23 protein-coding genes are annotated in these 18,775 nt (G+C 67.3%); 12 read left to right on the plus strand and 11 right to left on the minus strand.

Annotated elements, in window-relative coordinates; all coding sequences use genetic code 11:
- The first annotated feature begins 6 nt into the window (after positions 1-6).
- Positions 7-681, plus strand: a complete 675-nt coding sequence (locus tag AC5Y3P_RS18150) for an amino acid ABC transporter permease (protein ID WP_500047339.1) — start codon at positions 7-9, stop codon at positions 679-681.
- 49 nt (positions 682-730) lie between these two features.
- Positions 731-1,597: an amino acid ABC transporter permease gene (locus tag AC5Y3P_RS18155; protein ID WP_500047314.1), complete on the plus strand. Its 867-nt coding sequence runs from the start codon at positions 731-733 to the stop codon at positions 1,595-1,597.
- Between the two features lie 22 nt (positions 1,598-1,619).
- On the opposite strand, the gene AC5Y3P_RS18160 is transcribed toward AC5Y3P_RS18155, so the two are convergent.
- The 6 genes from AC5Y3P_RS18160 to AC5Y3P_RS18185 all read right to left on the minus strand — a co-directional run bounded on the left by AC5Y3P_RS18160 (position 1,620) and on the right by AC5Y3P_RS18185 (position 7,350).
- The gene (locus AC5Y3P_RS18160) at positions 1,620-2,438 is read right to left on the minus strand and encodes a TIGR03560 family F420-dependent LLM class oxidoreductase (protein WP_500047315.1); all 819 of its coding nucleotides are present in this window, start codon (positions 2,436-2,438) and stop codon (positions 1,620-1,622) included.
- A 32-nt stretch (positions 2,439-2,470) separates the two neighbouring features.
- On the minus strand, positions 2,471-3,031 hold the full coding sequence (gene recX / locus AC5Y3P_RS18165; protein ID WP_500047316.1) for a recombination regulator RecX: 561 nt from the start codon (positions 3,029-3,031) through the stop codon (positions 2,471-2,473).
- Entirely contained in the window at positions 3,000-5,141 is a 2,142-nt protein-coding gene (gene recA, locus AC5Y3P_RS18170) for an intein-containing recombinase RecA (protein ID WP_500047317.1), read from the minus strand. Before recA ends, recX begins: the two co-directional genes overlap by 32 nt.
- A 146-nt stretch (positions 5,142-5,287) precedes the next feature.
- Positions 5,288-5,974, minus strand: coding sequence for an alpha/beta fold hydrolase (locus tag AC5Y3P_RS18175; RefSeq protein ID WP_500047318.1), 687 nt, complete (start codon positions 5,972-5,974; stop codon positions 5,288-5,290).
- 8 nt (positions 5,975-5,982) lie between these two features.
- Positions 5,983-6,177, minus strand: coding sequence for a DUF3046 domain-containing protein (locus tag AC5Y3P_RS18180; RefSeq protein WP_500047319.1), 195 nt, complete (start codon positions 6,175-6,177; stop codon positions 5,983-5,985).
- 9 nt (positions 6,178-6,186) lie between these two features.
- Entirely contained in the window at positions 6,187-7,350 is a 1,164-nt protein-coding gene (locus AC5Y3P_RS18185; RefSeq protein WP_500047320.1) for a glycosyltransferase, read from the minus strand.
- Between the two features lie 46 nt (positions 7,351-7,396).
- On the opposite strand from AC5Y3P_RS18185, the gene AC5Y3P_RS18190 reads away from it, so the two are divergent.
- Positions 7,397-7,837 carry a limonene-1,2-epoxide hydrolase family protein gene (locus AC5Y3P_RS18190; RefSeq protein ID WP_500047321.1) on the plus strand — a complete coding sequence of 147 codons (441 nt, stop codon included), beginning with the start codon at positions 7,397-7,399 and terminating at the stop codon, positions 7,835-7,837.
- 6 nt (positions 7,838-7,843) lie between these two features.
- A complete protein-coding gene (locus AC5Y3P_RS18195) occupies positions 7,844-8,260 on the plus strand; it encodes a DUF5313 domain-containing protein (protein WP_500047322.1) in 417 nt (138 codons plus the stop codon).
- Between the two features lie 19 nt (positions 8,261-8,279).
- On the opposite strand, the gene pspM is transcribed toward AC5Y3P_RS18195, so the two are convergent.
- The 4 genes from pspM to pgsA form a co-directional block, all read right to left on the minus strand.
- Positions 8,280-9,095, minus strand: coding sequence for a phage shock envelope stress response protein PspM (gene pspM / locus AC5Y3P_RS18200; RefSeq protein WP_500047323.1), 816 nt, complete (start codon positions 9,093-9,095; stop codon positions 8,280-8,282).
- Between the two features lie 16 nt (positions 9,096-9,111).
- Positions 9,112-9,921, minus strand: a complete 810-nt coding sequence (pspA, locus tag AC5Y3P_RS18205) for a phage shock protein PspA (RefSeq protein WP_500047324.1) — start codon at positions 9,919-9,921, stop codon at positions 9,112-9,114.
- A 147-nt stretch (positions 9,922-10,068) separates the two neighbouring features.
- Complete coding sequence (clgR, locus tag AC5Y3P_RS18210; protein WP_500047325.1) at positions 10,069-10,386, minus strand: transcriptional regulator ClgR; 318 nt, start codon at positions 10,384-10,386, stop codon at positions 10,069-10,071.
- 76 nt (positions 10,387-10,462) lie between these two features.
- Entirely contained in the window at positions 10,463-11,074 is a 612-nt protein-coding gene (gene pgsA / locus AC5Y3P_RS18215) for a CDP-diacylglycerol--glycerol-3-phosphate 3-phosphatidyltransferase (RefSeq protein ID WP_500047326.1), read from the minus strand.
- A 101-nt stretch (positions 11,075-11,175) separates the two neighbouring features.
- Here pgsA and AC5Y3P_RS18220 point away from each other — a divergent pair, with 101 nt between their 5' ends.
- On the plus strand, positions 11,176-11,670 hold the full coding sequence (locus AC5Y3P_RS18220) for an amino-acid N-acetyltransferase (RefSeq protein ID WP_500047340.1): 495 nt from the start codon (positions 11,176-11,178) through the stop codon (positions 11,668-11,670).
- 99 nt (positions 11,671-11,769) lie between these two features.
- Here AC5Y3P_RS18220 and AC5Y3P_RS18225 read toward each other — a convergent pair whose 3' ends face one another.
- On the minus strand, positions 11,770-14,316 hold the full coding sequence (locus AC5Y3P_RS18225) for an FtsK/SpoIIIE family DNA translocase (RefSeq protein WP_500047327.1): 2,547 nt from the start codon (positions 14,314-14,316) through the stop codon (positions 11,770-11,772).
- A 255-nt stretch (positions 14,317-14,571) separates the two neighbouring features.
- Between AC5Y3P_RS18225 and AC5Y3P_RS18230 the strand changes: the two genes are divergently transcribed.
- From AC5Y3P_RS18230 to AC5Y3P_RS18260, 7 genes are all read left to right on the plus strand, one after another.
- Complete coding sequence (locus tag AC5Y3P_RS18230; RefSeq protein WP_500047328.1) at positions 14,572-14,886, plus strand: putative quinol monooxygenase; 315 nt, start codon at positions 14,572-14,574, stop codon at positions 14,884-14,886.
- 1 nt (position 14,887) lies between these two features.
- A complete protein-coding gene (locus AC5Y3P_RS18235) occupies positions 14,888-15,706 on the plus strand; it encodes a mycofactocin-coupled SDR family oxidoreductase (protein ID WP_500047329.1) in 819 nt (272 codons plus the stop codon).
- The gene (locus AC5Y3P_RS18240) at positions 15,706-16,578 is read left to right on the plus strand and encodes an SAM-dependent methyltransferase (protein WP_500047330.1); all 873 of its coding nucleotides are present in this window, start codon (positions 15,706-15,708) and stop codon (positions 16,576-16,578) included. Before AC5Y3P_RS18235 ends, AC5Y3P_RS18240 begins: the two co-directional genes overlap by 1 nt.
- 86 nt (positions 16,579-16,664) lie before the next feature.
- The gene (locus AC5Y3P_RS18245; RefSeq protein WP_500047331.1) at positions 16,665-17,084 is read left to right on the plus strand and encodes a hypothetical protein; all 420 of its coding nucleotides are present in this window, start codon (positions 16,665-16,667) and stop codon (positions 17,082-17,084) included.
- A gap of 50 nt (positions 17,085-17,134) precedes the next feature.
- Positions 17,135-18,490: a sensor histidine kinase gene (locus AC5Y3P_RS18250; RefSeq protein ID WP_500047332.1), complete on the plus strand. Its 1,356-nt coding sequence runs from the start codon at positions 17,135-17,137 to the stop codon at positions 18,488-18,490.
- Entirely contained in the window at positions 18,385-18,633 is a 249-nt protein-coding gene (locus tag AC5Y3P_RS18255) for an ATP-binding protein (protein ID WP_500047333.1), read from the plus strand. Before AC5Y3P_RS18250 ends, AC5Y3P_RS18255 begins: the two co-directional genes overlap by 106 nt.
- A partial coding sequence (locus AC5Y3P_RS18260) for a response regulator (protein ID WP_500047341.1) occupies positions 18,618-18,775 on the plus strand: 158 nt, incomplete at its 3' end. The genes AC5Y3P_RS18255 and AC5Y3P_RS18260, both read left to right, overlap by 16 nt.

An 18,775-nucleotide genomic window follows, 5' to 3' on the forward strand; every position in this document is an offset into this window, starting at 1 on the left:
GCCGCGATCTTCGGCACCTACCGCTCGGCGATCCTCAAGGCGTTCTGGCTGACCATTCAGCTGACCTTGTTCGCCGCGATCGGCGCGCTGGTGCTGGGCACGGTTTTGGCGGCGATGCGACTGTCCCCGGTTCCGGTGCTGCGTTCGTTGGGCACCGCGTACGTCAACATCGTCCGCAACACGCCGCTGACCCTGATCCTGTTGTTCTGCTCGTTCGGTCTGGCCCAGACCCTCGGCATCACGTTGAGCGATCCGAACTCCACCACGTCGATCGCCGACAGCAACTTCCGGTTGGCGGTCCTCGGGTTGGCGGTCTACACCGCGGCGTTCGTGTGCGAGACCCTGCGTTCGGGGGTCAACACCATCCCGCTGGGCCAGTCCGAGGCGGCCCGGGCCTTGGGCCTGACCTTCGGCCAGAATCTGCGGCTGATCCTGTTGCCGCAGGCGTTCCGCTCTGTGCTGGTGCCGCTGGGTTCGGTGCTGATCGCACTGACCAAGAACACCACCATCGCGTCGGCGATCGGCGTGGCCGAGGCGGCGTTGCTGATGAAGGAGATGATCGAGAACACCGCGGCGCTGCTGGCGGTCGGCACGATCTTCGCCGTCGGATTCATCATCCTCACCCTGCCGATGGGGTTGTTCTTCGGCTGGGCCGGCAAGAAGTGGGCGGTGGTCCGGTGAGGAGCGAGCGAGCGCAGCGAGTGAGCGATCGAACCGGCAGGAGGCAGGGGTGAGCACTTCGGCTTCGGTTCTCTACGACGCGCCGGGCCCGCGGGCGCGCACCCGCAACCGGCTGATCTCGACGGCGGTGCTGCTGCTGACCGCCGTGGTGGTGTGGCTGGTGTTCTCCGGTTTGGCCGACAAGGGTCAGTTGGATGCCGAGAAGTGGCGACCGTTCCTGACCGGCGACCTGTGGAAGACCTATGTGTGGCCCGGTATTCGGGGCACGCTGACCGCGGCCGCGATCTCGGTGGTGTTGGCCGGGTTCCTCGGGGTGGCGCTGGGTGTCTTCCGGTTGTCGCCGTCGCCGTGGCTGCGCTGGCCGGCTGCCGTCATCGTCGAGTTCTTCCGCGCGGTGCCGGTGCTGATCATGATGATCTTCGCCTACTTCCTGTTCGCGCTGTACGACGTGTTCCCGTCCCAGCAGCTCGCGCTGGCCGGCGTGGTCACCGGCCTGACCCTGTACAACGGCGCGGTGTTGGCCGAGATCGTCCGGACCGGCGTGCTGTCGTTGCCGCGTGGGCAGAGTGAGGCCGCGTCCTCGCTGGGGCTGGGCTGGTGGCAGACCATGCGCACGATCCTGCTCCCGCAGGCCATTGCCTCGATGCTGCCGGTGCTGATCTCGCAGTTGGTGGTGGTGCTCAAGGACACCGCGATCGGTTACCAGATCACGTTCGTCGAAATGGTCCGCCAGGGCACCGTGATCGGCTCCAACTACGGCAATTACGTTCCCGCGCTGATCGTGATCGCGGTGCTGATGATCGCCGCGAACTTTGCGCTGTCGGAGGTCGCGGTTCGGATCGAAGCCCGGATGCGTCGCTCCAAGCGGGCACCGGAGCCGCTGCCGGTGGAGACCACCGAGCAGGCCGGCGACTGAGTCAGCCGCGCGCGGCTCGGCTCTAAAGCTTCGCGCAGCGCGCCAACAGTTCTTCGTCCGGCGGCTGATAGAACGACAGCACCACATGCTGGCAGCCCACATCGCGATAGGCCGGCAGCGAATTCAGTTGCTGGTCAACCTGTTCGTCGTTGCCCGGATGTAGGAACAGCTGCACCGATCGGCGGACGTCGGCGGGGTTGCGGCCCACGTCGGCGCAGGCCGCGTCGAGGGCAGCATTGGTCTGCGCCCATTCCTGCGGGCCCTGCCCGGGCGCGTTCCATTCATCGGCGTGCTTGGCGATCACCCGCAGCATCTTGGGTTTCATGCCGCCGATGATGATGGGCGGGTGCGGTTGCTGCAGCGGCTTCGGGTTGGCCAGCGCATCCTCGACGGTGAAGAACTTGCCCTCGAAGCTGACCCGCTCCTCGGTCCACAACCGCTTGATCACGGTCAACGCCTCGTCGAGCATCTGCACCCGCGCGCCTGGAGCCGGGAAGTCGAAGCCGTAGGCTTGGTGCTCGGCCTCATGCCAACCGGCGCCCAGCCCGAAGTCCAGCCGCCCACCCGACATGTGATCGATGGTGACCGCGATCTTGGCCAGCATCGCCGGGTTGCGGTAGGTCACCGAACCCACCAGGCAGCCGACCCGCGAAGTCTTGGTGTGCGCTGCCATGCCGGCCAGCAGGGTCCAGCCGTCGTAGGTCAACAGCTCGGGATCGGTCAGTCCGTAGAAGTGGTCGTAATCCCAGATGGCGTGGAAACCGAGTTCGTCGGCGCTGCGCCAGAAGCGTTCCAGCACCGGGTAGTCGAAGGTCGGGGACAGCTTGGCCGATAACAGCATGTGCGCCAACCTACTCGGCGAACCGTGTCCTTTCAGACCTTGCGGCGTTCGTATTCGGCGGCCAGTTCCACTTTGACGACGTCGAAAGCCATGTTCTGCGGATATCCCCGCCGGGCCAGCATGCCGACCAGTCGGCGGGTGACCTTGACCTCGTCGCCGTCATCGAGGCGTTCCCGACGCAGCTTGGCCCGCACCAGCTCTTCGGCGCGTTGCCGCTCGGCCCCGGAATCCAGTCCGGCCAACGCCTGATCGATCACCTCGTCGGCGACACCCTTGTTGTGCAACTCGGTGCTCAAGGCGCGCCTGCCCTTTCCTGAGTTGGCGTGCCGGGTTCGCACCCACTGCTCGGCGAAGTCGACGTCGTCGATCAGCCCGACTTCGGTCAGCCGGTCCAAGACCGGGGTGCTGACGTCGGCCGGATAACCCCGCTTGGTCAGTTGGGTCTCGAGTTCGGCGCGGGTACGCGCGCGCACGGTGAGCAGGCGCAGGCACAGTGCTCGCGCCTGCTCAGCGCGCTTGACCGGATCGACCAGGGCTTCGGTTCCAGCCGATCCGGTCGGGTCAGAAGTCGACCGGGGCGGGTAGGACGTCATCGCTGGCCTCGTCCGTCACCACCGCGCCGATGCCGAGCTTTTCCTTGATCTTCTTCTCGATCTCGTTGGCCACGTCGACGTTCTCCAACAGGAACTTGCGGGCGTTCTCCTTGCCCTGGCCCAGTTGCTCTCCCTCGTAGGTGAACCACGACCCGGACTTGCGGATGAAGCCCTGCTCGACGCCCATGTCGATCAGCGAGCCCTCCTTGGAGATGCCCCTGCCGTACAGGATGTCGAACTCGGCCTGCTTGAACGGTGGGCTGACCTTGTTCTTGACCACCTTGACGCGGGTGCGGTTGCCCACCGCGTCGGTGCCGTCCTTGAGCGTCTCGATCCGTCGCACATCCAGGCGGACCGAGGCGTAGAACTTCAAAGCCTTTCCGCCAGTTGTGGTTTCGGGCGAGTTGTGCACCATCACGCCGTCGACGAAGTAGTTGTGATTGCCTTCCACCTCGATGTCGAATCGGTTCATCGACCGGGTACGCGGTTTGACGTGCACGTCGAGCACCCGAGCCGGCACCAACCGTTGGGTCGGCGCGACGAACTCCGGCGTGACCGTGCTCAGTCCGCGGAACCGCGGCAGCAGCTTGTACTCCATCGACGGGGCCATGTACGGCGCCACCAACTCCTGGAACTTCGCCGAGGCCGCGGTGGAGAACGTCAGCACCGCCTTGGCGGCCGCACCCGACAGCCGCAACCGAACATCCAGGCCGTGGGTGTCGCGCAGGTAATCCCGCAGCCGTTCCCGCGAGCCCTCGCTCATGGCCTCGACGCAGATCTCGATGCGGCCGCTGCCGCCGGCGCTGCGTTGCTGCAGGCCCTTGGAGCGCGTGGTGAACGAACCGTCGTCCATGTACCAGATGGCCAGCGCCAGCGGAGTGAGCGCTTTCAGGTAGTCCTCGGAGAGGAACTTCTTACCGTCACCGAGGTAGACCGCGCGCTGCAGTTCGGCCAGCTCCGGCAGCGGGGTGAAGTCGACGAATCGAGCACCCTTGTCGTTCTCTCGCGTGGAGTGCTTGATGTTGCCCATTAGGTCGGTCTTCCACTGCAAGTATTCGACCTGCTTGGCGTCGTGGCCCATCCGGAAGCGAACACCGTTGCGGTCCCGGCGATTTGGCGAAAGGTTTCCATCGCCCATCAGCGAACCCAACACGACCTGGAATTGTTGCTCGCTGAGCAGCTGCGGCTCGGAGGCCAACACCCGGTCACCGGGGATCAGATCTCCCGCTTCGGTCCAGCCGGCCGGGGTGCGGATCAGGTGGTTGGGCGTGGCGGCGAACTGTGAGCGGCCGTTCCCGCCGGACTTCTCGACGGTGAACTGCAAGAACTGTTCGGCCGGGCCGTTATTGAACCAGTTGACCACCTTGCGGGGCACGATCTGGTCGGAGACCGGGTCGTAGGACATCACCTCGACATCCATCTTCTGGTTGACGATCTTGCCGATCTTTTCCATGCTGCCGTCAGCCAACTGAACTCGGGTGTCATAGGAAAAGCATCCGAACATCACTCCGATTTTTTCGCGGAGCTGGTTGATGAAGATCGCGGTGGTGCCCGAACTGTTCAGCGCGCCGGTGATCTTGCGCAGCGCCTGGCTCATCAGGCGGGCCTGCAGACCGACGTGGCTGTCACCCATCTCGCCTTCGATCTCGGCGCGTGGCACCAGGGCCGCCACCGAGTCGATGACCAGGATGTCCAGTGCACCGGAGCGGATCAGCGTGTCGGCGATCTCCAGGGCCTGCTCACCGGTGTCCGGCTGGGAGACCAGCAGCGAGTCGGTGTCCACGCCGAGTTTCTTGGCGTAGTCGGGGTCCAGCGCGTGCTCGGCGTCGATGAAGGCCGCGATGCCGCCGGCGGCCTGGGCGTTGGCCACCGCGTGCAGGGCGACGGTGGTCTTACCCGAGGACTCCGGGCCGTAGATCTCGATGACGCGGCCGCGCGGCAGACCGCCGATGCCCAGCGCCACGTCCAGGGCGATGGATCCGGTGGGGATCACCGAGATGGGCTGGCGAACTTCCTCGCCGAGCCGCATCACCGAACCCTTGCCGTGACTCTTCTCAATCTGCGCGAGAGCGAGCTCGAGTGCCTTCTCGCGATCGGGGGCCTGTGCCATGGTGCACCTCTCGGTTAGTCGTCGGTTGACCGTGTTCGGTCGGTTGGCCGTGACGCTAGATCAAGGCTCCGACAAGTTCGGCCCGGTCGAACGTCCACCACAATAACGAACAGGTGTTCGATGGCAAGTAGGCGCGCCGCAGCGTGTCAGGCCAGCGTGTCCAACACGCCGGCGAGTTCGGCCGGCCGGGCGTAGAACGGCGAATGACCACCCGGCAGTTCGACCGGCCGGGCCCCCAGCCACTCCCCTGCCACCCGCCGTGACCAGGCCGGATCCACCATCCGGTCGGCACTGCAGATGATCGAGGTGGACGGCGTCGAGGCGGGCCCGGGGAACGGATTGCGCTCCCGCAGCGGACGGATAGCCTGGAACCGCAGCCGTTCGAACGCGGCCGCGGCGATGTCGTCGTCGCAGTCCGGGTAGAACAACTCGCGGGCCAGATCCGCATCGGCCCACCGGGTGCCGTCGTCACCCTTGGCCAACCCGCGCCGGTAATCCGGGTTGAGGATGCGGTAATCGCGATCCGATTCGGCGAAGCTGCGGTCCGGCTCGGCCGCCACCGCGCACAGGTACACCAGATGGGCAACGCCCGGCAGTTCAGCGATCCACGGCAGCAGGCACCCGCCCAGCGAATGCCCGACCGCAATGACCCGTTCTTCGCCGGCCACCGCGGCGGCGAATGTCGCTGCGTAGTCGGCGAAACCGGCTTCCGGATCGTCGAAGCGCACGTCGACGGCGATCGCGCGGTGCCCCCGTCGCTCCAGTTCGGGGATCAGCTTCTCCCAGCACCACGGTCCGTGCCAGGCTCCGTGCACCAGGGCGAAGGTCGCCATCGCTCAGCTCACCACTGATCGCGCGGCACGTCGAAGTCCGCGCACAGGGCGCGCCACACGTCGCGGGGTTCCACCCCGGCTTCGATCGCCTGCGCCGCGGTACGGCCACCGAACCCGGGCAGCACGTGGTCGACGAGCAACGAAGCACCCCGCACCGAACCGAACTGGCCGGCGACGAGTTCATGGAATTCGGTCAGCCGCACAGCCCAAACCTACCTAACCGCGTCGCGGCACACGCCGACCGGATCGGCCACCTGCACGGCGGTGGCCGCGGCCGCCCGCGCCGCCTCGGCGTACCGTGGCGACGCCAGCACGGTACGCACCGCGTCGGCCAGCCCATCGGCACTCAGCGGCCGGATCAACTCGCCGCTGCCTTGGCGCACAACACGATTCGCCATCTCCCACTGATCACCGCCACCGGGCACCAGCACCATCGGCACGCCCGCCAATAACGTCTTCGCGACGATGCCGTGCCCACCACCGCAGATCATCAGATCAGCGTGCCGCAACAGTTCGTCCTGCCGACCCAGGCCGGCCACCGCCCAGGACGGCAGACCGGTTTCAGAGCCGCTCAGCCGCGAGATCGCCACCCGCGCTCCGGCCGGCAGCACGGCACCGGGAGTCAGCGCGGACAGCGCCAGTTCGGCCATCCCCTGGGTCCCGGTGGTCGCCGTGGACGGCGCCACCACCACCAGCGGCCCGTCACCGGGCGGCGGCTCGAGGACTTCGGAGGTCGGCTCGAAGTGCAGCGGACCCACGACGACGGCCTCGGCGGGCCAGTCCGGCCGCGGCACCTCCAAGGCCGGCAGGGTGGCGATCAGCCGGCGCGCCGGTCCCGGATCGCGCTCGGGCAATCCGATCCCGAGCCGGGCCGCGCCGCGCTGGGCCAGCCCGGCCCGCCAGGACCGTTGGGTCAGCTTGCGCATCACCGCGTCGCGCAGCCGGCCCCGCACCCCCACCCCGGGTGCCAGGCCGCTGCCCAGCGGCGGCAGCCCCTTGGACGGCAGGTACAGCGGGTGCGGGTTCAACTCGGCCCAGGGAATGTCCAGCAGTTCGGCGGCCATCCCGCCGCAGGCGGTTATCACGTCGGACACCACCAGATCGGGAGCCAACTCCCTCAGCAGGGGCGTGTTCAGTACCGCCATCCGGGCCGCCCGCTGGTGGATCTTGGCCCCGGCATCCAGATCATCGTCGTCGGCGTCCGGATCGAGTCCGAGCAGCTCAGCGGCCTCGACCCCGGCTGCCCGCGCGGTGTCCAGCCAGGCCACACCGGTGAACAACACGGGCTGCTCCCCCGCCGCACGCAGGGCCAGACACAGCGCGATCGCAGGAAAGGCGTGCCCTGGGTCTGGTCCGGCAACCACGGCTACACGCACCGGCACAGACTGCCACAGCGAAAAGCTGCCCATTAGGCTGGATGGCATGACCGAGCAGATCGCACCGACGACCGACTCCGCCAACGCCGCGATCGTCGAGAAGTTCCTGTTCGCACTTCGCGACAAGGACTTCGACACCGTGGAATCGCTGATCGCCGATGACATCGTCTATGAGAACTACGGATACAGCCGGATTCGCGGCGGACATAAGGTCGCCAAGATCTTCCGCGGCATGGATCGTCCCAGCCTGGGCTTCGACGTGCGTTTCCATCGCAACGTCGAAGAGAACGGCACCGTACTCAACGAGCGCACCGACGCGCTGGTGTTCGGCCCGGTCCGGATGAACTTCGCTGTGTGCGGCGTGTTCGAGGTGCGCGACGGCCGCATCACGTTGTGGCGCGATTACTTCGACCTGTTCGACTTCCTCAAGGGCTTCGCGCTGGGCGTCCTGGCCGTCGCAGTGCCCTCCCTGCAACGAAAGTTCTGACAGACCATGTCCGACCAAACCCGCACCAAGCCCGGTCCGCTGCAGTACGTCAAGTACTGCTACGGCGGTCGGTTACCCGACTCCATGCACGAGTGGGTGATCGAGGATCTGACCGGCAAGGGCGCCGTGCGCCGCCTGATCGTGCGGATGTTCATCCCGGCGTTCTTGATCCTGGTGCCGTTCTGGTTCATCCCCACCGATCTCGCCGTGCATCTATCGATGACGGTGCCGATCCTGATCCCGTTCGTCTACTTCACGCACGCGTTGAACAAGATCTGGCGTCGGCACATGCTGCGGGTGCACGACCTCGACCCTGGTCTGGTGGACCAGAAGGCCCGGGAGAAGAACCAGCACGTTCACGACGCCTACGTCGCGCGTTACGGTCCGCGTGACTCCTCGTCAACCGGCACCCACGACATCTAGACCGGCTGCGCGGCCGCGCTCAGGCGTGCCGCAGCGATCCCAGCTCGTCGAACGCCTGCGCCCAGCCCAGCAGCCGATCGGTGGCGTTGCTCAGTTCGTTGCGGTAGCGCTGCTTGGCCATCGGCGAGGCCGTGGTGTCGCCCGCATTCGCCGAGGACACCAGTTGAGCTGCTGCGGTGACCATTTCGTTGTACTGCCGGACTCCGGCGCCCAGCTGCGCGGTATAGGCGTTGATGGTGGGTACCAGGTGCGGGCGCGACGACGGCGTGGCGGCGACCGCCTTCTCCATCGAGACCACCTGGGCTGCGGTGGCCGCCATGGTGCCCGCGGTGTGGTTGGCCGCCGCGGTCAGCTCCGCGATCTCGTCGGCCGGCAGCAGTTCGCCACGCTCCATCACACCCAGCAGCGAGAACAGCCCCCGTTCGGACGCGCCCAGCGCGTACATCGAGGGCCGGGCCGCCGAACCGTGCGGAGGTAGCCGACGGGTGCTGGCCGGCCGCTGCGCCGGCAGCGGGTTGGACCGCAGCCACCGATACCGCAGCAGCGCCAAGGTCGCCAGGAAACCGGCGCCGGCCGCGAGCGGGGTGGGAATCAGCAGCGCCCACGCCGGGGTGTTCCAGACCGCCAGCAGGCCGGTGACCCCGATGAAGAACACGCACGCCAATCCGAAGAACACGCCCAGCCGCAGCGCCCACCTGCGCTTGCGGATGGCGCGGGCACGCGGGTCGGCGGCCACACTGAGTTTGTGCGCTACCACATCGGCGGCCTCGCTGGCGCCGTCGAGCCCGCGCTGCAGCAACGAACGCCACTGCTGCGAAACTGTTTTGACCGCCATCACGTTGTCCGATCTGCTATTGGCCGAGCGGCTTTTCGGGCTTCGCCTCGGTGGCCGGCGCCGGTGTGGCCGGCGAGGCCGTGGCACCACCGGATGGCAGCGCCTCGCCGCGCATCGAGGCGCGGATCTGCTCGAGCCGGGAATGGCCCGCCATCTCGACGCTGGCCTGCTGGATCTCCATCATCCGGCCCTGCACCGAGTTCTGCGCCAGCTCGGCCTCGCCCATGGCGTTGGCGTAGCGACGCTCGATCTTGTCGCGCACCTCATCCAGGCTCGGCGTGCTGCCCGGTGCCGCGATCTCACTCATCGACCGCAGCGAGGCGCTGACCTGCTCCTGCATCTTGGCCTGCTCGAGCTGAGACAGCAGTTTGGTGCGCTCGCCGATCTTCTGCTGCAACACCATGGCGTTCTGCTCGACGGCCTTCTTGGCCTGCCCGGCGGCCTGCAGCGCCTGGTCGTGCAGAGTCTTGAGATCCTCGACGTTTTGTTCGGCGGTGACCAGCTGCGCGGCGAACGCCTCGGCGGCGTTGTTGTACTCGGTGGCCTTGGCGGCGTCGCCCTCTGCAACCGCCTTGTCCGACAATGTGATCGCCTGCCGGACATTGGCCTGCAGCTTCTCGATGTCGGCGAGCTGGCGGTTGAGCCGCATCTCGAGCTGGCGCTGGTTGCCGATCACCTGGGCGGCTTGCTGCGACAGCGCCTGGTGTTGACGCTGGGCTTCCTCGATGGCCTGCTGGATCTGCACCTTCGGGTCGGCGTGCTCATCGATCTTCGAGTTGAACAGCGCCATCAGGTAACGCCACGCCTTGACGAACGGATTGGCCATGGGTTCATTCCGCCTTACGTAATCGGTCTTCGGATGAGGTGACCTGCGGTCACCAATTTATCGGTTTCCCGCAGCACACCACAGTCCCCGGACAAAGTGTCGCGGGTGAGGCGGGTGTGTCGGATGTGGCCTGGCTTTCCCCCGCGCTCAAGCGACGGCCATCGCAACCGGCGGGATGACCACCTTGGTTGCGGCGTCGATGTGCGCTGGGCGGATGGCCGGCACCAGCTCGTGGCGGGCCATCTGTTCGGAAGCCGAGCTCAGCACCCGCGACAGCGGGACGTCGAGGGCCGTGCAGATCGCGCTGAGCAACTCGCTGGACGGCTCCTTGCGTCCGCGCTCCACCTCGGACAGATACCCCAGGCTCACCCGTGCGGAATCGGACACCTCACGCAGGGTGCGGCCCTGCGACGTGCGGGCACGACGCAGCACGTCGCCGATGACCTCGCGCAACAGTGGCGTCATCGTGCTCTCCTTAGCTGTTGGGATGGTGCCGATGGACAGTCGGAAAACGACTCATGAAGAACAACGTCGGCAGCACTCAGATTGGTTCCCCGGGCACGTCCTGAACATCGCGACGAACGTCACGCAGCGCCGAGACCAGGTAATCGATGCCGGTCACCACGGTCAGCACGATCGCGACGATCATCACCGCCCAGGCCGTCACCAGCCAGCTCCCCGGCCAGGCCTGCAACGGCAGGATGAACAGCCCGATCGCGACCGCCTGCACCAGGGTTTTGAGCTTGCCGCCGCGACTGGCCGGAATCACCCCGCGCCGCAAGACGGCGAATCGCAGCACGGTGATGCCGACTTCCCGGATCAAGATCACCGCAGTGACCCACCACGGCAGATCGCCCAGCACCGACAAGCCGATCAGCGCTGCGCCGATCAACAGCTTGTCGGCGATCGGATCGGCCAGCTTGCCGAACTCGGTGACCATGCCGTAGTTGCGGGCCAGCTGACCGTCGAATCTATCGGTGATCACGGCCACCGCGAAGATGCCGAACGCCGCGATCCGCGCGGCCGGCTCGTGGCCGTCGCCGTGGAACAGGGCGTAGAGGAAGACCGGAACCAACACCAGCCGCACACCGGTGAGCAGGTTGGCGACGTTGATCACCGACGCCGCCGGTGATGTTTCAGCCTGGCCCGACACCGCAACAGGATACCGGGCCAGGCTCGCCGACCGGCGATCGGCACTCGCGCGCCGGCACCCGATAGTGTGCAAGCGTGAGCGAGAACGCAGGTCAACCGGCCATTCGCCCGCTCCTGCGGCGCGCCCGCACCTCCGACGTCCCGGCGATCAAGCGTCTGGTCGACACCTACGCCGGCAAGATCTTGCTGGAGAAGAACCTGGTCACGCTCTATGAGGCGGTGCAGGAGTTCTGGGTGGCCGAGCTCGACGGCGAGGTCGTCGGCTGTGGTGCGCTGCATGTGCTGTGGTCCGATCTCGGCGAGGTGCGCACGGTGGCCGTCGACCCGAAGGTCAAGGGCCGCGGTGTGGGGCACGCCGTCGTCGACCGGCTGCTGGAAGTGGCGCGGGAATTGCAACTCGAGCGGCTGTTCGTGCTGACCTTCGAAGTCGAGTTCTTCAACCGGCACGGTTTCGTCGAGATCGACGGCACCCCGGTGACCGCCGAGGTGTACGAGGAGATGTGCCGCTCCTACGACATCGGCGTGGCCGAATTCCTGGACCTGAGCTACGTCAAACCGAACACGCTGGGCAACACCCGGATGCTGCTCACGCTCTGACCCGACCCCAACCGCTGCCGCTCTTCCGCCTACCACCCGCTCTTGCGGCCTGCAGAGCGGGTGGGAAATGCAAGAGCGGCAACGGGTTTGGAGCCGCCGCTAGAAATCCATGTCGTCGTCGCCGTCGCCGTCATCGTCGTCGTCGGAGCCGCCGCCGCGGATCAGCATCAGCGTGCCGGCCAGATCCTCGGGCTTGACCAGCACCTCGCGCGCCTTGGAACCTTCCGAGGGCCCGACGATGCCGCGGGTCTCCATCAGGTCCATCAGCCGGCCGGCCTTGGCGAACCCGACCCGCAGCTTGCGCTGCAGCATCGAGGTGGAGCCGAACTGGCTGGACACCACCAGCTCGACGGCCTGCAGGAACACATCCATGTCGTCGCCGATGTCCGGGTCGACGTCCTTGCGCTCACCGGCCTTGACCGCGGTCACGCCCTCGACGAACTCGGGTTCGGCCTGCGCCTTGGTGGCCTCGACGACGGCCTGGATCTCGTCGTCCCCGACGAACGCGCCCTGCAACCGGATCGGCTTGTTGGCGCCCATCGGCAGGAACAGTCCGTCGCCCATACCGATCAGCTTCTCGGCGCCGGCCTGGTCCAGGATCACCCGGCTGTCGGTGAGCGACGACGTCGCGAACGCCAGCCGAGACGGCACGTTGGTCTTGATCAAGCCGGTGACGACGTCGACCGACGGCCGCTGGGTGGCCAGCACAAGGTGGATGCCGGCCGCTCGGGCCTTCTGCGTGATCCGCACGATGGCGTCCTCGACGTCGCGCGGCGCGGTCATCATCAGGTCGGCGAGCTCGTCGACGATGGCCAGGATGTACGGGTAGGGCTTGTACTCGCGGTTGCTGCCCAGCGGCGCGGTGATCTCACCGGAACGCACCTTCTCGTTGAACACGTCGATGTGCCGCACCCGGGAAGCCTGCATGTCCTGGTAGCGCTGCTCCATCTCCTCGACCAGCCAGGCCAGCGCCGCGGCAGCCTTCTTGGGCTCGGTGATGATCGGCGTGATCAGATGCGGAATGCCTTCATAAGGCGTCAGTTCCACCATCTTCGGGTCGATCAGGATCATCCTGACCTCCTCCGGGGTGGCCCGCGCCAGCAACGAAACCAGCATCGAGTTGACGAAGCTGGACTTGCCCGAACCGGTCGAACCGGCCACCAGCAGGTGCGGCATCTTGGCCAGGTTGGCCGAGATGAAGTCACCCTCGATGTCCTTGCCCAGACCGATCACCAGCGGATGGTGATCGCTGCGGGTCTCCGGCGCGGTCAACACGTCGGCGAGCCGGACCATTTCACGGTCGGTGTTGGGCACCTCGATGCCGACCGCGGACTTGCCCGGGATGGGCGCCAGCATGCGCACGCTCTCGGTGGCCACCGCGTAGGCGATGTTGCGGTGCAGCGCGGTGATCTTCTCGACCTTGACGCCCGGTCCGAGTTCGACCTCGTAGCGGGTGACGGTCGGGCCCCGGGTGCAGCCGGTGACCGCGGCGTCCACCTTGAACTGCTGCAGCACCGAGCTGATCGCGTCTTCCATCTGCGCGTTGGCCGCGCTGCGCCGCTTGGGCGGCTCACCGGCGACCAGCAGGTCCAACTCCGGCAGCACATAGGGTCCCTCGACCACCCGGTCCAGCACGGCGGTCTTCTTGTCGGCTTTCGCCTTGTCCGCCTTACGTTTCCGCGGACGGGCAGCCACCGTCGGCTCGGGCACCGTCGGGGCTTCGTCGGCAGCGACGTCGTCCACCGGGTAGTTGTCGTACGGGGTGCCGCCGGGCCAGGCGGCCGGTTCGTCACCGCGGTAGGACGCCGGATCGTCGTAGTACCCGTCGGAGAAGTCTTCGCCGTCAACCGGTTCGGCGTTGCCGTCGTGGTCGTCGTGGTCGTCGTAGTCGTATTCGTCGTATTCGTCGTAGCCGCGGCGCAGCCGGGTGCTGAACATGTAGTGCAGCGTCTCGGGCACCTCACGGATCGTGGTGCCGGTCAGCAGCAACACACCGAAGATGGCCGCCATGAACAACAGTGGCGCAGCGATCCACGGAGTCAACCCATCCGAGAGCGGACCGCCGATCACGAAGCCGACGAATCCGGCGGCGTGCTGCCGGTCGGCCGGCAGTTCCGGGGAACCGGACCACAGATGCCACAGCCCCAGCACCGGCAGGGCGATCATCGCCACGCCGAGGATCAGCCGTGGCCGCGACTCCGGATCCGGCTCGGTGCGCATCAACGTGATCGCGGCGAGGGCAAACAGCACCGGCAGCAACACCACCGCCGAGCCCAGGACACTGCGCAGCGCCTCATCGATCCAGCCGCCCACCGGGCGAGCCGCGTCGAACCACGAACTGGCCGCGATCACCACGGCCACGCCGAGCAACGCCAGCGCGATGCCGTCCCGGCGATGCCCCGGGTCGATGTCGCGGGCCCGGCCGACCGACCGCGCCGTACTGCCGGCACCGCGGGCCAGCAGCAACCATGAGGCGCGCGAGGCGCGGCCCACCGCAACACCGGCCGCGGCGACCGGTGAAACCTGCCCGGTCTGGCGCTTCGCCGGCGGCTTCTTGCGCGGCGGCGCCGGCCGCTTCGGTCGGGAAGCAGCCTTTGACCTGGTGGTTCGGGCAGCGCCGGAGCGCGCAGCGGTCTTGGATGGCATGCGGCCAGCCTAGTCCCATCAGCCTCATCAACACCATCCGCAACACGCGCATCTAACGCGCTGACCTGGGCAATTGGCCGGGCATGTAGCCGAATCGTTATTCCTGCCGCGGGTTTCACCCGGTCTCGTGACGCTCGACGGCGGCCTCACAGGTAGCTGCCCGCAGGGCACGGTCTTGATCGAGACAGGCCCCGGCCCGGCCGCTCGGATTGGTTAGGGTGAGCACTGCCACATCGCCGTTCATCGAGGAGTTCCATGCCCGTCGTCGTCGTAGCCACCATGACCGCAAAACCGGAGTCCGTCGACGCGGTGCGCGCCGCCTGTCAGCAGGCGGTCACGGCGGTGCACGATGAGCCCGGATGTCAGCTCTATTCGCTGCACGAGGCCAACGGCACCTTCGTGTTCATCGAGCAGTGGGCGGACGAGGACGCCCTGGCGACGCACAGCGCCGCGCCGTCGATCGGCGCGCTGTTCGGCGCGGTCGGCGAGCACCTCGACGGTGCCCCCGACATCAAGATGCTCGCACCGGTGCCGGCCGGTGACCCCGCCAAGGGACAGCTGCGCAACTGACATGGGCGAAGAACTGAAGGGCAAGGTTGCGCTGATCACCGGCGCCGCCCGCGGCCAGGGTCGCGCGCATGCGGTCAAGCTGGCCGGGGCCGGCGCCGACATCATCGCGATCGACTCGTGCACCCAGATCGATTCGGTGCCCTATCCGCTGGCCACGCCCGAGGATCTGGCCGAAACCGCGCGGTTGGTCGAAGCGGCCGGCACCCGGGCGGTGGCACTGCAGGCCGACGTGCGCGACCGCGACGCTCTGAAGGCCGCGGTGATCGAGGGCACCGGCGCGCTGGGCCGGCTCGACATCGTGATCGCCAACGCCGGGATCGCCCCGATGGCCGGTACGGACGCCTGGCAGGACGTCATCGACGTCAACCTGACCGGCGTCTACCACACCGTCGACGTCACCATGAAGCCGATGATCAAGTTCGGCAACGGCGGCTCGATCGTGCTGACCAGTTCGGTGGCCGGTCTGGTTGGTCTGGGTTCCCCGATCGCCGGCTCGGTGGGCTACGCAGCCGCCAAACACGGCATCGTCGGCTTGATGCGGGTGTATGCAAACGTGTTGGCGCAGTTCAATATCCGGGTCAACTCCGTACACCCCGCCGGGGTCAACACGCCGATGATCGACAACGACTTCACCCGGTCCTGGCTGTCCGGCCTGGCTCAGCAGGAGCAGGGTGGTCCGGACATGGGCAATGCCCTGCCGGTACAGACACTGGAACCCGAGGACATCGCCAACGCGGTCTTCTACCTGGTCACCGACGCCGGTCGCTACGTCACCGGGGTCGCCTTGCCGGTCGACGCGGGATATGTGAACAAGCGCTGATGGCACGAAACCCGGCGGCGCAGACGGCTTTTGGGCCGATGATGATTGCCGGGGTGGAGCAGCAGCAGGCACCGGAGCAGCGACTGGTGCACGACGAGCTGGCTGTCGAGTTCCTGCCCACGCACCTGCGACTGCTGGTGCGTGCCAGCCGAATAGCGCCGCTGCGCAACGCGCTGGTCCGGGGCGCGGAACGGTCCGCCCCCGGGATCTGGGCCAGCATCGCGTGCCGCAAACGCCTGATCGACGACCGGCTCTCTGATCCGTTCAACGAGTTCGACGCCGTGGTGATCCTCGGCGCCGGCCTCGACACCCGAGCCTGCCGGATCGCCCGGCACGGCGGCCTGCCGGTGTTCGAAGTCGACCAACCCGTCAACGTGGACCGCAAAACCGCCAGCATCCGGCGGGCAGTGGGTGAACTACCGCCCTCGGTGCGTTTGGTGGCAGTCGATTTCGAACGTGACGAGCTGATGGCCGTGCTACGCGACCACGGTTACGATCCGGGCCGGCGCACCTTCTTCGTCTGGGAAGGCGTCACCCAGTACCTGACGCCGGAGGCAGTGGGCGAGACGTTTCGTCAGCTCGCCGAGGTCGCGGCCGGCAGCCAATTGATGTTCAGCTACATCCGCCAGGACTTCATCGACGGCACCAACCTCTACGACTCCGCTGCGCTGTACCGCAAATTCCGACAGCGCCGACAACTCTGGCGCACCGGCTTCGATCCCGAGCAGCTGACCGAATACGTCGCCGAATTCGGCTGGCGACTGCTCGAACAAGCTGGCCCGGCCTACTACCGGGACACCTACATCAACGCCACCGGTCGCCAGCTGGTGGCCTCACCGATCGAATGGACCGCGCACGCCGAGAAGCTCTGAGCGCCCAGCGGTGCGCCCGGCCGAAGATGAAAAGGTTCTCATCATGCGCTCATGCTGAGTGCCGGTTGAGCCGCGATCGTGGGTTCATGCGAGTGGTATTGGCTGCGATGGCCGGCACCGTCGTGCTCGGTGCGGCCGCGGCGACGGCGGTTGCCCTGTTCCCAAGCAACGAGTCTGTCCCGTTGCGACCCATCGAGGTGGTCGCACCCGAGGTCGTCGATCCCGCTCGGCCGGGATCCGACACCGGCGACGCCGGCGTTACCGAAGTCCAACCCCGGGACCCCGGCCGGCAGCAGGTCCCACAACGTCAACCTGCGCAGTCCGACGTCCCGCGCCGCGCTGCCCGCGATGCCCCGCAACACGTCGAAACCCTGCAACCCCGCGAGACGCTCGGCGTGCCGGCTCCCCCACCGGCCGCACCGAGCGTCCCGATCCGCGGCGACGACGACTGGGACGACGACGACTGGGACGACGACTGGGACGACGACTGGGATGACGACGACTAAACCGCGCCCGGCGCGGCAGGATGGAGTGGCACCCACCAGGGAGGACCCCGATGAGCCAACCCGGCGCGGCGCCCGCTCAGCACGGCCGCAGGTGGCCCCGCGTGCTGCCGTCGGCCGCCCGCACCCGGATCATCGGCTGGGTGTTGCTGCTGGTCATGGCTGCCCTCGGGATGGTCACACTGGTGACCTGGTGGCTGCTCATCTCGGCGGTCAACGCCCGGATGGATGAGGCGTTGCGGATCGAAGTGCAGGAATTCGGGGAACTGAGTTCACCCGGGATCAACCCGCGCACCGGAGAACCGTTCGGATCCGTCGACGAGGTGATCCGCGAAGCCATCGCCTACAACATCGCCCGACCCAACGAGAAGTTCCTCGGCTACGTCGACGGTGAATACCGGGCGCAAGGCCGGCAAGACAGCAGCGCGCCCGAAGTGCTCGCCGGCGACCCGGCGTTCGCCGAACTGGTGGCCACCGCCAGCACCCCCACCGAGGGCCGCTACGAGCATCCCGAGGCCGGCGAGGTGCGGTATCTGGCCATCCCCGTCACGCTGGCCGGTGACCCCGCCCAGGGCGTGATCGTGGCGGCCTATCTCGGTGACGCCGAGCGCACCGAAGCGCGCAACGCGGTCCGGCTGATGCTGATCGTCGGTTCGATCACGGTGCTCGGCGCGGCCGGCGCGGCCTGGCTGATCGCCGGGCGGATTCTGCGTCCGGTGGGTGATGTCGCCGAAACGGCCCGCACCATCACCGACACCGACCTGTCGATGCGCATCCCGACCCGCCGCGGCGCCCGCGATGAACTGACCGAACTGGTCGAGACCGTCAACGACATGTTGGACCGCATCGAATCCGGCGTGGCCGCACAGCGCCGGTTCGTCGACGACGCCGGCCACGAGCTGCGCACCCCGATCACCATCATCCGCGGCCATCTGGACGTGTTGGATCCCACCGACCCCGAAGACGTCGCGTCCACCCTGACCTTGGTCGATGACGAGCTGACCCGGATGAACCGGATGGTCGCCGACCTGTTGCTGTTGGCCCACTCCGAACAGCCCAGCTTCCTGCACCCGGAGCCGGTCGACGTCCAAGCGCTGACACACGAGGCATTCGACAAGGTCTCGGCGTTGGCCGACCGCAACTTCGTGTTGGAGACGGCCGCCGAGGTCACTGCGGTACTCGACCCGCAGCGCATCACCCAGGCCCTGGTGGCGCTGGCCGACAACGCCTGCCGGTTCACCGAGACCGGGGGGGGCGAATCGCGTTGGGCTCCCAGCTTTCCGGCGGCTGGCTGCGTTTCTGGGTGGCCGACTCCGGACCGGGAATCAGTCCCGAGGAACGCGGTCGGATCTTCGAACGGTTCGCCCGCGGCCGCAGCGGCCGCCACGACGCCGACGGCGCCGGACTAGGGTTGTCCATCGTGCGGGCAATCGCGGTGGCGCACGGCGGCGAGGTCCTGCTGGACAGTCCGCCGGGCCGCGGGGCCACCTTCACCATCGTGATCCCCGCGGCGCTGGGACCGGGATCGGAGGCACCGTGGCACGCATCTTGATCGCCGAGGACGAGCCGCGCATCGCCTCCTTCGTACAGAAGGGCTTGACCGCCAACGGATTTGCCGTCACCGCGGTCGGCGACGGCGCCGAGGCGCTCGAGTACGCGCGCAGCAACGACTTCGACCTGATGGTGCTTGACAT

The organism is Mycobacterium sp. NGS45 (assembly GCF_059812645.1).